Raw genomic sequence first — 15,009 nt, 5'->3', positions numbered from 1 at the left:
CTCATGTCACCGGTGGCGATCACCCCGGAGCACAACCCGCTCCGGTTGCCGACCGACCGACGTCTGAACCGGATCGCGGGACCCAGCACCCTCATCATCTTCGGCGTGACGGGTGACCTGTCGCGCAAGAAGCTGATGCCCGCGGTCTACGACCTCGCGAACCGGGGGCTGCTGCCGCCCGGGTTCGCGCTCGTCGGGTTCGCCCGGCGCGACTGGGAGGACCAGGACTTCTCCCAGCTGGTGCACGACGCGGTCCGGGACCACTCCCGCACCCCCTTCGACGAAGCCGTCTGGAAGCAGCTCGAACAGGGCATCCGCTTCGTGCAGGGCTCGTTCGACGACCCGGAGGCGTTCACCGAGCTGAAGCGCACCGTCGACGAGCTCGACGCCCAGCGCGGCACGCTCGGCAACCACGCGTTCTACCTCTCCATCCCGCCGAAGATGTTCCCGGTCGTGACCGAGCAGCTCAAGGTCTCCGGCCTCACCGAGAAGCGCGACGGCTCGTGGAGCCGTGTCGTGGTCGAGAAGCCGTTCGGTTCGGACCTCCGGACCGCGCGCGAGCTCAACGCGATCGTCGAGAGCGTGTTCGCTCCGGACGACGTGTTCCGCATCGACCACTACCTCGGCAAGGAGACCGTCCAGAACCTCCTGACGCTCCGGTTCGCGAACCAGATGTACGAACCGATCTGGAACTCGAACTACGTCGACCACGTGCAGATCACGATGGCCGAGGACATCGGCGTCGCCGGACGTGCCGCGTACTACGACGGCATCGGTGCGGCGCGGGACGTCATCCAGAACCACCTGCTGCAGCTCCTCGCCCTCACGGCGATGGAGGAACCGGTCTCGTTCAAGGCGGCGGACCTCCGCGCCGAGAAGGAGAAGGTGCTCTCCGCGGTGCGGCTGCCCGAGGACCTCGCCACGGCGACGGCCCGGGGACAGTACGCCGGCGGGTGGCAGGGCGGCGAGAAGGTCCTCGGGTTCCTCGAGGAAGCGGGGATGAACCCCGAGTCCACGACCGAGACCTACGCGGCCATCAAGCTCGACATCGCGACCCGACGTTGGCAGGGCGTCCCGTTCTACCTGCGCGCCGGCAAGCGCCTCGGCCGCCGCGTCACCGAGATCGCGATCGTGTTCAAGCGCGTCCCCGAGGACGTCTTCGGCATCCCGCAGTCGCCCCTCGGCCAGAACGCGCTCGTCATCCGTGTGCAGCCGGACGAGGGCGTGACGCTCCGGTTCGGCTCGAAGGTCCCCGGCGTCGGCACCCAGGTGCGCGACGTGACGATGGACTTCGGCTACGGCCACGCGTTCACCGAGGCGTCTCCGGAGGCGTACGAACGACTCATCCTCGACGTGCTCCTCGGCGACCCGCCCCTGTTCCCACGGCACCAGGAGGTCGAGCTCTCCTGGAAGATCCTCGACCCGATCGAGGAGTTCTGGCGCGGACAGGGCCAGCCCGAGCAGTACCGTCCCGGCACGTGGGGTCCGGCGTCCGCCGATGCCCTGCTCGCTCGCGACGGCCGGACCTGGAGGCGTCCATGAAGATCGACATGCCGAACACCACGGTCTCGAAGATCCAGAAGAAGCTCGTCCACATCCGCGAGGAGGGCGGTGCGGTCGCGCTCGGCCGCGTCCTCACGCTGATCATCTCGACGGCCCTCGGCCACGAGGAAGAGGCGATCAACGCGGCGAACGAGGCGTCCCGCGAGCACCCGATGCGCGTGATCATCGTCTCGAAGAACGAGGGCGACACGAAGTCCCCCGGGCGTCTCGACGCGCAGATCCGCGTCGGGAGCGACGCGGGCGCGAGCGAGGTCATCGTCCTCCGCGCCTACGGCGAGACGGCCACCGACGAGGAGAGCCTGGTCACGGGCCTCCTGCTGCCGGATGCGCCCGTGGTCGCGTGGTGGCCCGACGCCGCACCGTCGCAGCCGTCCGAGTCCGCCCTGGGTCGCATCGCCCAGCGTCGGATCACGGACGCCGCGGCGCAGAAGGACCCGAACGAGGCCATCGCGGCACTCGGCGAGTCCTACGTGCCCGGCGACACCGACTTCGCGTGGACCCGCCTGACCCTCTGGCGCAACCAGCTCGCCGCGGCGCTCGACCAGCCGCCGTACGAGCCGGTCACCGCCGTCGAGGTCTCCGGTGCGTTCGACAGTCCGTCGACGATCCTGCTCGCGGCCTGGCTGCAGCTGCAGCTCGAGGTGCCGGTGTCCGTCGTCACGTCGCCGCGTGCGACCGGGTCGAGCGGCATCCACGGCGTGAAGCTCGTCCGCGAGAGCGGGGCGATCGAGCTCGAGCGCTCCCTGGTCGACGTCGCGACGCTGTCCATGCCCGGTCAGCCGACGCACGACCTCTCGCTGCCGCGCCGCAACCTGCGCGACTGCCTGGCCGAGGAACTCCGTAGACTCGACCCGGACGTCCTCTTCGGAGACGTCGTCAAGCACGGGGTGCCCCAGCTGCGCGAGTCCATCGCGGGCTGAGCCACCCAATCGACCGGTCCGTCCGCACCCGCGGGCGGACCGGTCGGACCGAAGGCGGTCCGCACGCCGGGCCGCCGACCTCGAACACGGGAGTCACGTGACCAACGAACGACGGGTGCTCGTACACCCCGACAAGCAGGCCCTCGGCGCGTCGGTCGCCGCACGCTTCATCACGAAGATCATCGACGTGCTCGACGAGCAGGAGCGCGCGGACATCGCCATCAGCGGCGGCTCCGTGTCCACGCTCGTCCTCGCGGCGATCGGCCAGTCGCAGGCGCGCGAGAGCGTGGACTGGTCGAAGGTGCACGTGTGGTGGGTGGACGAGCGCTGGGTGCCCGCGGGTGACGCAGACCGCAACGACACCGGCACGAAGGCAGACTTCTTCGACCACGTCGACATCCCCGAGGCGAACATCCACCGGATCGCGACGTCGGACGCCGGGCTCTCGATCGACGACGCCGCGCTCCAGTACGAGCGTGAACTGCAGGACGCCGCTCCCGAGGGTGCCGTCGCGCCCCGGTTCGACATCGCGCTGCTCGGTGTCGGCCCCGACGGTCACACCGCGTCGCTGTTCCCCGAGTTCCCGCAGCTCGCCGTCACCGACCGCGCCGTGCTCCCGGTCGACGACTCCCCCAAGCCGCCGTCGCAACGCCTCACGCTGACCTTCCCGGTCATCAATGCGTCGCAGCGGGTGTGGGTCATCCTGTCGGGTGCCGAGAAGGCGTCCGTGCTCGGGCTCGCCCTGGCCGGCGCCGCCGTGGACGAGGTCCCCGTGGGTGGCGTGCAGGGCCGCAAGCGCACCGTGTTCTTCGTGGACCAGGACGCCGCACGTGACGTCCCCGAGAACCTCATCGCGTCGACGTACTAGACGCGACCCCCTGACGGACGGGAGGCGCGGTGCCGGCTGGCACCGCGCCTCCCGTCCGCCGTGTGGGCGCGTCGGACGGTCACGAATCGTCGCTGCGAGGCGACGTGAGCGACGATCCACGACCAGCCCACTGCGTTCCGACGGGGTGTTGCGACCTGCCGAGGCGCCCACCGCGAACCGCAACACACGAAGGCCCTCGTACCGGATCGGTACGAGGGCCTACAGACGTGCGTGTGGCCTACTTCGAGGCGGTGCCGCGACGCTCCCGGAGCTGCTGGAGCGCGTCCTCGAGGAGCTGCGCCGCCTCTTCCTCGGTGCGGCGCTCCTTCACGTAGGCGAGGTGCGTCTTGTACGGCTCGGTCTTCGCGACCTGCGGCGGGTTCTCCTTGTCACGACCAGCCGGCAGACCGGTGGACGGCGAGTCGACCGTCTCGGGGATCTCCTCGTCGGGCAGGCCAGCGGCGAAGTACCGCACGACCTCGTTGCCCAGCGCGTCCCAGTACGAGATCGCGACGCGCTCGGCCTGGACCCCGCGGTCCTGCTCGCCCATCGGCCCCGCGCCCACGCGCGATCCGCGGATGGCGCTGCCTCCTGATGCCATGTGTCAGCTCCCCGTCGTGAACTTGTTGATGAGACCGAGCACGATGATCGAGATGATCCAGACCAGACCGAGGATCACCGTGATGCGGTTGAGGTTGCGCTCGGCGACGCCGGACGCCCCGAGGTTGCTCGTCACGCCGCCGCCGAACATGTCGGAGAGGCCGCCACCGCGGCCCTTGTGCAGCAGGATGAGGAGCGTGAGCAGGAGGCTCGTGATCGCGAGCAGGACCTGCAGCACGACGGAGAGAATCGCCACGACGTACCTTTCGTGTCAGTCAGCCGTACGAGTATACCGAGGACGCGTCGCCCCCGGGCACGACGGGCCGGGCATGGAACAGGCCGGCCGCGCGAGCGACCGGCCTGTCCGGGTGGATCAGAGTCCGACGTGCTGGCGGAAGCGCGCGATCGCCGCGAACTCCTGCACGTCGAGCGAGGCTCCGCCGACGAGCGCGCCGTCGACGTCGGGCTCGCGGAGGAAGCCGGCGATGTTGCCGGACTTCACCGAGCCGCCGTAGAGGACACGGGTCGCCGCAGCGGCCTCGTCCCCCCAGGCCGCGGCGATGCCGCGACGGATCGCCGCGCACTCCTCCTGGGCCTGGTCGGCGGTGGCTGCCTGGCCGGAGCCGATGGCCCAGACCGGCTCGTACGCGACGACGATCTCCGCGGGCTGCACCGCGTCGAGGACGACCTGCAGCTGCTCGACCGCGACGACACCGGCGCCGCGCTCCTCGCGCTGCTCACCGGTCTCGCCGACGCACACGACCGGCACGAGTCCGTGCTTGACCGCCGCGGCGGTCTTGGCCGCCACGACCTCGTCGGTCTCGCCGTGCATCGTCCGCCGCTCGGAGTGGCCGACGATGACGTACTGCGCGTCCAGGGCGGCGAGGAACGCTCCCGAGACGTCACCGGTGTAGGCACCGGAGTCGTACTGCGAGAGGTCCTGCGCACCGAAGCGGATCGGCAGCTTGTCCGCCGAGATGAGCGTCTGCACGCTGCGGAGGTCGGTGAAGGGCGGGAACACCGCGACCTCGACGTCGTCGTGGTCGTGGCGGGCGTCCTTCAGCGTCCACGCGAGCTTCTGCACGGTGGCGATGGCCTGGAGGTGGTCCAGGTTCATCTTCCAGTTCCCGGCGATCAGCGGTGTACGGCTCATCGCGACCACCCCAGTGCTTCGAGACCGGGCAGCGACTTGCCCTCGAGGAACTCGAGGCTCGCACCGCCACCGGTCGAGATGTGCCCGAACTGGTCGTCCGAGAACCCGAGCGACCGGACGGCCGCCGCGGAGTCGCCGCCACCGACGACCCCGAGGCCGTCGACCTCGGTGAGCGCCTGCGCGACGGTCTTGGTGCCGGCCGCGAACGCCGGGAACTCGAACACGCCCATCGGCCCGTTCCAGAACACCGTCTTCGATCCGGACACCGCCGCGGCGAAGCGCGACGCGGTCTCGGGGCCGATGTCGAGCCCGATGCCGTCCGTGCCGAACGACGACGACTCGATCGCGTCGGCCGCGACGGTCTCGTGGGAGGCGTCGGCCGCGAACCCGGAGGCCACGACGACGTCGGTCGGCAGGTCGATCGTGACGCCGAGCTCCTGCGCCCGCGAGAGGTACCCGCGGACGGTGTCGAGCTGGTCCGCCTCGAGCAGCGACTTCGCGACCCCGTGGCCCTGGGCCGCGAGGAACGTGAAGAGCATGCCGCCACCGATGCAGAGCGTGTCGACCTGCGGCAGGAGGTGGTCGATGACCCCGAGCTTGTCGCTCACCTTCGAACCGCCGAGCACGACCGTGTACGGGCGCTCGGGCTTCGATGTGAGGCGCTCGAGGACCGTCAGCTCGGTCTCGATGAGCGAACCCGCGGCCGACGGCAGCGCCGAGGCCAGTTCGTACACCGAGGCCTGCTTGCGGTGCACGACACCGAAGCCGTCCGACACGAACGCGTCGCCCAACGCGGCGATCCGCTCGGCGAAGCCCTTGCGCTCGTCGGCGTCCTTCGAGGTCTCCTCCGGGTTGAAGCGGAGGTTCTCGAGCAGCAGGACGTCGCCGTCACCGAGCTCCGCGGCGGCCGCGGTGGCCTCGTCGCCGACGGTCTCGCCGACGAAGGTGACCTCCTTCCCCAGGAGCTCGGAGAGCCGCTGCGCCACGGGGGCGAGCGAGTACTCCGGAGCCGGCGACCCGTCGGGCCGCCCGAGGTGGGAGATCACGATGACGCGCGCGCCGGCGTTGACGAGCGTGTTCAGCGTGTCGAGCGACGCGCGGACGCGGCCGTCGTCGGTGATCGTGCCGTCCTTGAGCGGGACGTTCAGGTCACACCGGACGACGACGCGCTTGCCGGCGAGGTCGCCGAGGTCGCCGAGAGTTCGGAGCGCCATGGCTTAGAGGCGCTCGCCCACGTACTCGGTGAGGTCGACGAGGCGGTTCGAGTAGCCCCACTCGTTGTCGTACCACGAGGTGATCTTCACGAGGCCGCCGATGACCTTGGTCAGACCGGAGTCGTAGATGGACGAGTGCGGGTCCGTCGTGATGTCGGTCGACACCAGCGGGTCCTCGCTGTAGAGCAGGATGCCCTTCAGCGGGCCCTCCGCGGCCTCCTTGTAGGCGGCGTTGATCTCGTCGACGGTGACCTCGGACTTGGTCTCGAGGGTGAGGTCGGTGATCGAGCCGGTGGGGACCGGGACGCGGAGCGCGAAGCCGTCGAGCTTGCCCGCGAGCTCCGGGAGCACGAGGCCGATGGCCTTCGCCGCACCGGTGGAGGTCGGGACGATGTTCAGGGCGGCGGCACGGGCACGACGCGGGTCCTTGTGCGGGCCGTCCTGGAGGTTCTGGTCGGCGGTGTACGCGTGCACCGTCGTCATGAGGCCACGCTCGATGCCGAACTTGTCGTGGAACACCTTGGCGAGCGGCGCGAGGCTGTTCGTGGTGCAGGACGCGTTCGAGATGATGTGGTGGTTCGCGGCGTCGTAGGTGTCCTCGTTCACGCCGAGCACGATGGTGACGTCGTCACCCGTGGCCGGGGCGGAGATGATGACCTTCTTGGCGCCGGCGTCGATGTGCTTCTGCGCATCGGCAGCCTTGGTGAAGAAGCCGGTCGACTCGATGACGATGTCGACGCCCAGCTCGCCCCACGGGAGGTTGGCGGGGTCGCGCTCCGCGAGGACCTTGATCGCCTTGCCGTCGACGACGATGTTGTCGCCGTCGAGCTCGACCGTCGCCGGGAGCTTGCCGGTGATCGAGTCGTACTTGAGCAGGTTCGCGAGCGCCGTGTTGTCGGTGAGGTCGTTCACCGCCACGATCTCGAGGTCGGAGCCCTTGGCGAGGGCGGCCCGGAAGAAGTTACGGCCGATGCGGCCGAAGCCGTTGATGCCGATCTTGACGGTCAATGGATCTCCTGGTGGGTGTGGAGCGCCCGAGGGGCGCTGCTTTTCGGAGTCGTGGGCCCCGCGGGCCCACGTGTGGTGGACGATACGCCCCGTAACGTCGCCGTAACGACCCTAGCAGTCGGACACTGCGCGCCCGCGCCGGATGACGGTCCGTCCGGACGGTCGCACGCGGCGCCCTGGACGCACCCACTGAACGGACGGGAGGCGCGGTGCCAGCTGGCACCGCGCCTCCCGTCAGGTGGTCTGGACGACCGCGATCACGTGGTCTGGACGACCGCGGTCACGTGGTCGGGACGACCGCGATCACGCGCCTTCGAGCTCCTCCGGGACGCTCGCCTCGGTGCCCGGGATACCGAGGTCGGACGCCTTCTTGTCGGCCATGGCGAGCAGGCGGCGGATGCGACCGGCGATCGCGTCCTTCGTCATCGGCGGCTCGGCGTGCTGACCGAGCTCGTCGAGCGATGCGTCGCGGTGCTGCAGCCGCAGGGAGCCGGCGTACTGGAGGTGGTCGGGCACCTCGTCGCCGAGGATCTCGAGCGCACGCTCGACCCGGGCGCAGGCGGCGACCGCGGCCTGCGCGGAGCGGCGGAGGTTGGCGTCGTCGAAGTTGACGAGTCGGTTGGCGGTGGCGCGGACCTCGCGGCGCTGACGCATCTCCTCCCACTCGGCGGTCGTGCGGGCGGCGCCCATGACGGTGAGCATCTGACCGATGGCCTCGCCGTCGCGGATGACCACGCGGTGGACGCCGCGGACCTCGCGGCCCTTCGCGGCGATGCCGAGACGCGACGCTGCCCCGACGAGCGCCATCGCGGCCTCGTTGCCCGGGCAGGTGACCTCGAGGGCGGCGGCGCGACCCGGGTCGGTCAGCGTGCCGGACGCCAGGAACGCGCCGCGCCAGATGGCGGCGAGGTCCTCGCGGTTGCCCGTGGTGAGGCGGTTCGGCAGGCCACGGACCGGCCGGCGGCGGGCGTCCATGAGGCCGGTCTGGCGCGCGAGGGTCTCCCCCGCCTCGAGCACCCGGACCAGGTAGCGCGCGCCACGACGGGACGACGCGGACGATCCGACGCTCGCCTCGGAGCGGACACCGTAGAGCTCCGCGAGGTCCTTGCGCACCCGGTGCACGATGATGCGGGTGTCGAGTTCGACCTCGACCGCGATCCTGCCCGAGATGACGTGCAGACCACCCGCGAACCGCAGGATGGTCGCGAGTTCGGCGGCGCGGACCGTGTTGCGGTTCACGACGACCCTCGCCAGTTCGTCCTTGACCTCGGCAGTCAACGGCACAGCATCATTCCTAACGTTTTCTCGGTGGGGTCCGCGGTCCGGCGTCACACGCGTGGGGAGCAGCCGGAGGGACGGTCACTCCCGGCCGAGATCTCGGTTCTTCACACGCACGGCGACGCTGGGCATCCCGCGGAGGAGACTCGCCAGCTCGGCGACGATGGCGACCGAACGGTGCTTCCCGCCGGTACAGCCGATGGCGATCGTAGCGTGTCTTTTGTTCTCCCGCTGGTACCCCTCGAAGACCGGCTCCAGGACGTCGGCGTAGCGCTCGACGAACGGACGGGCTCCGGGCTGGGCCAGGACGTAGTCCGAGACGGGGGCATCGAGGCCGGTGTGGGCGCGGAGTTCCGGCACCCAGTAGGGATTCGGCAGGAAGCGCACGTCGGCCACCATGTCGGCGTCGGCGGGCAGCCCGTACTTGAAGCCGAAGCTCATGAGGGTCACCTGGACGCCGACGAAGTGGTCGTCGGCGAACTTCTCGGTGACGGTGTTCGCCAGCTGGTGGATGTTGAGGTCCGAGGTGTCGATGATCATGTCCGACGCCTCGCGCAGCCCGGACAGCCGGGAGCGCTCGCGACCGATGCCGTCGAGCAGGGTGCCGTCGCCCTGCAGCGGGTGCGGTCGACGGACCTGTTCGAAGCGCCGCACGAGGACCGCGTCGGTCGCCTCGAGGAAGAGCACGCGGACCCGGGCGGACGTCGTCGAGCGGACCTGCTCGACCGCTTGCTCCGGATCGGTGAAGAAACGCCCGCCGCGGACGTCGACCACGGTCGCGATCTTCGGGATCTTCTCACCGGCGCGGTCGGCCAGCTCGGTGAGCGGGGCGAGCATCTGCGTCGGCAGGTTGTCGACCACGTACCAGCCGAGGTCCTCGAGGGCCTTCCCGACCGTGGACCGGCCGGCGCCGGACATGCCCGTCACGATGAGGATGTCGTGCTGCTGCGGGGTCGTGGATCCGGCGGTGTCAGTCATCTGGGAGGAGGCTCCGTCGTCGCGGTCCGGGCTCGTCGCCCGGGGTCGTCTCGGTCACAGCCGTCGGCCGCGGCTGTCGGTGGTCGGCTCGGTCAAGGCTACCGTCCGGACCGGTCACGGCGCGCGGTCGGCCCGGCTCTCCTCGGTCCGTGCCTCCGCGGCAGACGGCCTGGAGGCACGACGCACCTCACGCGGGCAGCTCCGGCCCGTCGTCGGTCACGTCCGGCACGGTGACGGAGGCGGCCGGGACACGACCGCCGTCGGTGTCGGCGTCGACCTCGTCGGCGTCGGCGTCGACGTCGGCGTCGGCGTCGGCGTCGGGCACGCTGCCGGGGTCGAGCGCGCCGTCGGCGTCGAGCGCGTCGTCGACGTCGAGCGCGGCGTCGGTTCCGGGGGCGCTGTCGGGATCGGGGGCGCTGCCGGGTGCGGACGGGCTCGCCGGGTGCTGCGCGAGCTTCGTGACCACGGCGGCCGCCGTCCCCGGCCCGATGCCCGGGACGACGCCGATCTCCGCGGCGGTCGCCGCCCGGAGCCGAGCGACCGACCCGAAGTGCTTCAGGAGCGACGCCACGCGCGACGGCCCGAGCCCCGGGATCTCGGAGAGCTGTGAGCGGACGTCGCGCTTCCGGCGGGTCCGCTGATGGGTGATCGCGAAGCGGTGCGCCTCGTCACGGATGCGCTGGATGAGGAACAGGGCCTCGGAGTTGCGCGGCAGGATCACCGGGAAGTCGTCGTCGGGCAGCCAGAGCTCCTCGAGGCGCTTCGCGATGCCGACGAGGGCGATGTCGTGCACGCCGGCCTCGTCCATTGCGCGCTTCGCGGCCTGCACCTGCGGCTGCCCGCCATCGACGATGAGCAGCTGCGGACGGTACGCGAACCGCTTCGTCGGCTTCGACCCCTCGACGACCTCGTCCGTGGTGACGTCCGGGACGTCCGGCACCGAGGCGTCCTCGTCGAGGCGCGCCAGACGCCGGGTGAGCACCTGGTGCATGCTGTCGGTGTCGTCGGTGGTCTCGGCGATCGTGTACCGCCGGTACTGGTCCTTGCGGGGCAGTCCGTCCTCGAAGACGACCATCGAGGCGACGACGTTCGTGCCCTGTAGGTGCGAGATGTCGTAGCACTCCATCCGCAGCGGGGCCTCGCTCATGCCGAGGGCGTCCTGGATGTCGGCGAGGGCCGCCGACCGCGTCGTGTAGTCCGCGCTCCGCTTCGTCTTGTAGAGCATGAGGGCCTGCGCCGCGTTCTGCTTCGCGGTGCGTGCCAGGCCCGCCCGGTCACCACGCTGCGCGGTGCTGAGCTTCGTCCCACGCCCGCCGCGCCGCTGGCTGAGCCACTCCTGCAGTGCCTCGGCGTCCTCGGGGAGCTCGGGCACGACGACCTCACGCGGGGGTTCGTCACCCGTCGCGTAATTGCCCTGCACGATCTGCTCGACGAGGTCGCCCGTGGCGATGTCGAGCTCCTTGTCGACCACCCAGCCCCGGACACCACGGATGCGACCACCGCGCACGGAGAACAGCTGCACGGCAGCCGCGAGCTCGTCCTCGGCGATCCCGAACAGGTCGAGGTCGACGCTGTCGCGCAGCACCACGGCGCTCTTCTCGAGCACGGCCTCGAGCGCCTCGACCTGGTCGCGGTACCGGGCGGCCTGCTCGTACTGCATCGCGTCGGCGGAGGCGCCCATGCGCTGGCGGAGCTGCGTGATGACGCGCCGGTCGTAGCTCGACATGAAGCGCACGAACTCCTCGACGAGTGCGCGGTGCTCCTCGATCGTGACCTTCTGCGAGCAGGGCCCGCCGCACTTCCCGATCTGGCCCGGGAAGCACGGCTTGCCGGTCTGCATGGCGCGCTTGTACGACGAGTCCGAACAGGTGCGGATCGGGAACACCTTGATCATCAGGTCGATCGTGTCGTGCACGGCCCAGATCTTCGGGTACGGGCCGAAGTACTTCGCGCCCTTGATTTTCCGGTTCCGCGTCACCATCACCCGCGGCGCCTCGTCGCCGAGGGTGATCGCCATGTACGGGTACGACTTGTCGTCCCGGAACTTGACGTTGAACGGCGGGTCGAACTCCTTGATCCACGTGTACTCGAGCTGCAGCGCCTCGATCTCGGACCCGACGGTCGTCCACTCGACGCTCCGCGCCGTGAGGACCATCCGTCGGGTGCGCTCGTGCAGCGTCGGCAGCGGCGCGAAGTAGTTGCTCAGCCGTGCACGGAGGTTCTTCGCCTTGCCGACGTACAGCACCCGGCCGTTCTCGTCACGCCACCGGTAGACGCCCGGATCGGTCGGGATCTCCCCCGCCTTCGGCCGCCACGGAACGGTGTCCGCCACCTACCGCGCACCCGCCTTCAGCTTCGATCCGGCGCCGCTCTTCGCCGCACCCTTGGAACCCGACCGTGCGGAGGCGCTCGGTTGCCGCGCACCGACGGCCTGCTCCTTGCCGACCCGAGCGTCCTGTGCGTCGAAGATCTCGCGCAGGAAGACACCGGTGTGGCTCTCCGGGACCTCGGCGACGTGTTCGGGCGTCCCGGTCGCGAGGACCGTCCCACCGCCGGCACCGCCCTCCGGACCCATGTCGATGAGCCAGTCGGCGGACTTGATGACGTCGAGGTTGTGCTCGATCGTGATGACCGTGTTGCCCTTCTCGACCAGACCCTGGAGGACGAGGAGGAGCTTGCGGACGTCCTCGAAGTGCAGCCCCGTGGTCGGCTCGTCGAGCACGTACACGGTGCGGCCGGTCGAGCGGCGCTGCAGCTCCGTCGCGAGCTTGACGCGCTGCGCCTCACCACCGGACAGCGTCGTGGCGCTCTGCCCGAGCCGCACGTAGCCGAGACCGACGTCGACGAGGGTCTTCATGTACCGGTGGATCGCGGAGATCGGCTCGAAGAACTCGGCGGCCTCGCTGATGGGCATGTCGAGGACCTCGGAGATGTCCTTGCCCTTGTAGTGCACCTGCAGCGTCTCGCGGTTGTAGCGCGCACCGCCGCAGACCTCGCACGCGACGTACACGTCGGGCAGGAAGTTCATCTCGATCTTGATCGTGCCGTCGCCCGAGCAGTTCTCGCAGCGACCGCCCTTGACGTTGAAGCTGAAGCGTCCAGGCTGGTACCCGCGCGCCTTGGCCTCGGGGGTCTCGGCGAAGAGCTGGCGGATCCGGTCGAACACGCCCGTGTACGTCGCCGGGTTCGACCGGGGCGTCCGGCCGATCGGGGCCTGGTCCACGTGCACGACCTTGTCGAGTTGGTCGAGGCCCTTCACGCGCGTGTGCTTCCCGGCGATGTGCCGCGCCCCGTTGAGCTGGTTCGCGAGCACCTTGTACAGGATGTCGTTGACGAGCGTCGACTTGCCGGAGCCGCTCACACCGGTGACCGCCGTGAACACCCCGAGCGGGAAGTCCACGTCGATCTCCTGCAGGTTGTTCGCCCGCGCGCCCTGCACGCTGATGACGCGCTTCGGGTTCGCCTTCCGACGCTCCGCCGGCACCTCGATCGCGCGTCGACCGGCGAGGTAGTCCCCCGTGATCGACTCCCGGTTCGCGATGATCCCCTCGTACGAGCCGGAGTGCACGACGTTGCCGCCGTTGACACCGGCGCCCGGGCCGATGTCCACCACCCAGTCGGCCGTCCGGATCGTGTCCTCGTCGTGCTCGACCACGATCAGGGTGTTGCCGAGGTTCTTGAGCTTGACGAGGGTGTCGATGAGCCGGCGGTTGTCACGCTGGTGGAGACCGATGCTCGGCTCGTCGAGGACGTAGAGCACGCCGGTCAGCCCGGAACCGATCTGCGTCGCGAGACGGATGCGCTGGGCTTCGCCACCGGACAGTCCACCCGCACCGCGCGCGAGCGTGAGGTAGTTCAGCCCGACCTCGAGCAGGAACTCGAGACGGGCCCGGATCTCGCGGAGGACCGCCGCAGCGATGTGGGCCTCGCGCTCGGTGAGCCGGAGCTCCTCCATGAAGGCGTAGGCGTCGTCGAGGGACAGGTTCGTCACGTCGGCGATGCTGCGGCCGTCGACCGTGACCGCGAGCACCTCGGGCTTGAGGCGCGTGCCGTCGCACACCGGGCACGGGACCTCGCGCAGGTACCCCTGGAAGCGCTGCCGCTGCGAGTCCGACTCGGCCTCGGCGAACTTGCGCTCGATGTAGGGCATGACGCCCTCGAAGCCGCTCGTGTACCGCATCTCGCGGCCGAAGCGGTTCCGCCACGACACCGAGACCTGGAAGTCCTTGCCGGTGAGGATCGCCGCCTGGACCTTCGGGTCCAGCTGGCTCCACGGGGTGTCGAGGGAGAACCCGAGGTCCTTCCCGAGGCCGGCGAGCAGCTTCTCGAAGTAGGAGTACAGCCCACTCGTGCCCGTCCACGGCAGTAGGACGCCGTCGCGGAGCGAGGCTTCCGGATCGCCGAGCACGAGGTCGGGGTCGACGGACATCCGGGTGCCGAGACCCGAGCACTCCGGGCAGGCACCGAACGGAGCGTTGAACGAGAACGTCCGCGGCTCGATCTCGGTGAGCGCGAGCGGGTGGTTGTTCGGGCAGGAGAGGTTCTCGGAGTAGGTCCGGACCGCGCCGGGGCCCTCGTGGTCGACGAGGTCGATCGCCACGGTGCCGTTCGTCAGGCGCAGGGCCGTCTCGAGCGAGTCCGTGAGGCGCCCGAGGATGTCGTCGCTCGCGACCAGGCGGTCGATGATGACCGAGATGTCGTGCTTGACCTGCTTCTTGAGCTTCGGCGGGTCGCTCAGCTGGATCCGCTCGCCGTCGACGATCGCGCGGGCGTAGCCGGAGGCCGCGAGCTCCTGGAAGAGGTCGACGAACTCGCCCTTCTTCTTCGAGATCACGGGCGCGAGGACCTGGAACCGCGTGCCGGACTCGAACTCCATGAGCTGGTCGGCGATCTGCTGCACGCTCTGCTTGCTGATCACCTCGCCGCAGACGGGGCAGTGCGGCACACCGATGCGCGCCCAGAGCAGACGCATGTAGTCGTAGACCTCGGTGATGGTGCCGACGGTCGACCGGGGGTTGCGGTTCGTCGACTTCTGGTCGATCGACACCGCGGGCGACAGCCCCTCGATGAAGTCGACGTCGGGTCGGTCGACCTGCCCGAGGAACTGTCGCGCGTAGGCCGAGAGGGACTCGACGTAGCGGCGCTGCCCCTCGGCGAAGATCGTGTCGAACGCGAGCGACGACTTCCCCGACCCGGAGAGCCCGGTGAACACGACGAGGGAGTCGCGCGGGATCTCGAGGTCGACGTCGCGGAGGTTGTGCACGCGAGCGCCCCGGACGCTGAGCGTCGAGGTGCTGTGCGGCGCCGTACCGCCCGGGAGGTGGAGGTCAGCGGGCTCGCCGAAGGCGTTCCGGCCCGAGGTCGCGGTACCGCGGTCAGAGGTGATGGTCATCGCCGACAAGTCTACGAACCGGGACTGACATTCGT

12 protein-coding genes are annotated in these 15,009 nt (G+C 70.0%); 3 read left to right on the top strand and 9 right to left on the bottom strand.

Features of this window, described 5'->3' with window-relative positions; translation table 11 throughout:
• Nucleotides 1-3: 3 nt before the first annotated feature.
• From zwf to pgl, 3 genes are all read left to right on the top strand, one after another.
• Nucleotides 4-1,542, top strand: coding sequence for a glucose-6-phosphate dehydrogenase (zwf, locus tag QPJ90_RS13345; RefSeq protein ID WP_290131668.1), 1,539 nt, complete (start codon nt 4-6; stop codon nt 1,540-1,542).
• Nucleotides 1,539-2,483: a glucose-6-phosphate dehydrogenase assembly protein OpcA gene (locus QPJ90_RS13340; protein ID WP_290131667.1), complete on the top strand. Its 945-nt coding sequence runs from the start codon at nt 1,539-1,541 to the stop codon at nt 2,481-2,483. The genes zwf and QPJ90_RS13340 overlap by 4 nt, the downstream gene beginning before the upstream one ends.
• Before the next feature lie 97 nt (nt 2,484-2,580).
• Nucleotides 2,581-3,351, top strand: a complete 771-nt coding sequence (pgl, locus tag QPJ90_RS13335; protein WP_290131666.1) for a 6-phosphogluconolactonase — start codon at nt 2,581-2,583, stop codon at nt 3,349-3,351.
• Between the two features lie 238 nt (nt 3,352-3,589).
• Here the strand turns inward: pgl and QPJ90_RS13330 are convergent, their stop codons facing one another.
• The 9 genes from QPJ90_RS13330 to uvrA all read right to left on the bottom strand — a co-directional run bounded on the left by QPJ90_RS13330 (nt 3,590) and on the right by uvrA (nt 14,974).
• Nucleotides 3,590-3,952 (bottom strand): RNA polymerase-binding protein RbpA, encoded by a 363-nt coding sequence (locus tag QPJ90_RS13330; RefSeq protein WP_290131665.1) that lies wholly within the window; start codon nt 3,950-3,952, stop codon nt 3,590-3,592.
• Nucleotides 3,953-3,955: 3 nt separating this feature from the next.
• Nucleotides 3,956-4,207, bottom strand: a complete 252-nt coding sequence (secG, locus tag QPJ90_RS13325; protein WP_022902309.1) for a preprotein translocase subunit SecG — start codon at nt 4,205-4,207, stop codon at nt 3,956-3,958.
• 117 nt (nt 4,208-4,324) lie between these two features.
• On the bottom strand, nt 4,325-5,104 hold the full coding sequence (gene tpiA / locus QPJ90_RS13320; RefSeq protein ID WP_290131664.1) for a triose-phosphate isomerase: 780 nt from the start codon (nt 5,102-5,104) through the stop codon (nt 4,325-4,327).
• Nucleotides 5,101-6,318, bottom strand: coding sequence for a phosphoglycerate kinase (locus tag QPJ90_RS13315; RefSeq protein WP_290131663.1), 1,218 nt, complete (start codon nt 6,316-6,318; stop codon nt 5,101-5,103). Before QPJ90_RS13315 ends, tpiA begins: the two co-directional genes overlap by 4 nt.
• A 3-nt stretch (nt 6,319-6,321) precedes the next feature.
• Nucleotides 6,322-7,326, bottom strand: coding sequence for a type I glyceraldehyde-3-phosphate dehydrogenase (gap, locus tag QPJ90_RS13310; RefSeq protein WP_058726334.1), 1,005 nt, complete (start codon nt 7,324-7,326; stop codon nt 6,322-6,324).
• A 303-nt stretch (nt 7,327-7,629) separates the two neighbouring features.
• Complete coding sequence (gene whiA, locus QPJ90_RS13305; RefSeq protein ID WP_290131662.1) at nt 7,630-8,610, bottom strand: DNA-binding protein WhiA; 981 nt, start codon at nt 8,608-8,610, stop codon at nt 7,630-7,632.
• A gap of 75 nt (nt 8,611-8,685) precedes the next feature.
• Complete coding sequence (gene rapZ, locus QPJ90_RS13300) at nt 8,686-9,582, bottom strand: RNase adapter RapZ (RefSeq protein ID WP_290131661.1); 897 nt, start codon at nt 9,580-9,582, stop codon at nt 8,686-8,688.
• Nucleotides 9,583-9,769: 187 nt separating this feature from the next.
• A complete protein-coding gene (gene uvrC / locus QPJ90_RS13295; protein ID WP_290131660.1) occupies nt 9,770-11,914 on the bottom strand; it encodes an excinuclease ABC subunit UvrC in 2,145 nt (714 codons plus the stop codon).
• Complete coding sequence (gene uvrA, locus QPJ90_RS13290; RefSeq protein WP_290131659.1) at nt 11,915-14,974, bottom strand: excinuclease ABC subunit UvrA; 3,060 nt, start codon at nt 14,972-14,974, stop codon at nt 11,915-11,917.
• Between the last annotated feature and the right edge of the window lie 35 nt (nt 14,975-15,009).

The sequence above is a fragment of the Curtobacterium sp. 458 genome (assembly GCF_030406605.1).
Taxonomy (GTDB): Bacteria; Actinomycetota; Actinomycetes; order Actinomycetales; family Microbacteriaceae; genus Curtobacterium.
Note: the sequence above shows the minus strand (reverse complement) of the source record. Positions and strands in the feature narration are given on the sequence as shown.

Bases quoted from the DNA above. Each gene is read 5' to 3' on its own strand.
- rapZ (WP_290131661.1), bottom strand. From the start codon at position 9,582: ATGACTGACACCGCCGGATCCACGACCCCGCAGCAGCACGACATCCTC.
- uvrA (WP_290131659.1), bottom strand. From the start codon at position 14,974: ATGACCATCACCTCTGACCGCGGTACCGCGACCTCGGGCCGGAACGCC.
- QPJ90_RS13315 (WP_290131663.1), bottom strand. From the start codon at position 6,318: ATGGCGCTCCGAACTCTCGGCGACCTCGGCGACCTCGCCGGCAAGCGC.
- QPJ90_RS13330 (WP_290131665.1), bottom strand. From the start codon at position 3,952: ATGGCATCAGGAGGCAGCGCCATCCGCGGATCGCGCGTGGGCGCGGGG.
- QPJ90_RS13340 (WP_290131667.1), top strand. From the start codon at position 1,539: ATGAAGATCGACATGCCGAACACCACGGTCTCGAAGATCCAGAAGAAG.
- zwf (WP_290131668.1), top strand. From the start codon at position 4: ATGTCACCGGTGGCGATCACCCCGGAGCACAACCCGCTCCGGTTGCCG.
- tpiA (WP_290131664.1), bottom strand. From the start codon at position 5,104: ATGAGCCGTACACCGCTGATCGCCGGGAACTGGAAGATGAACCTGGAC.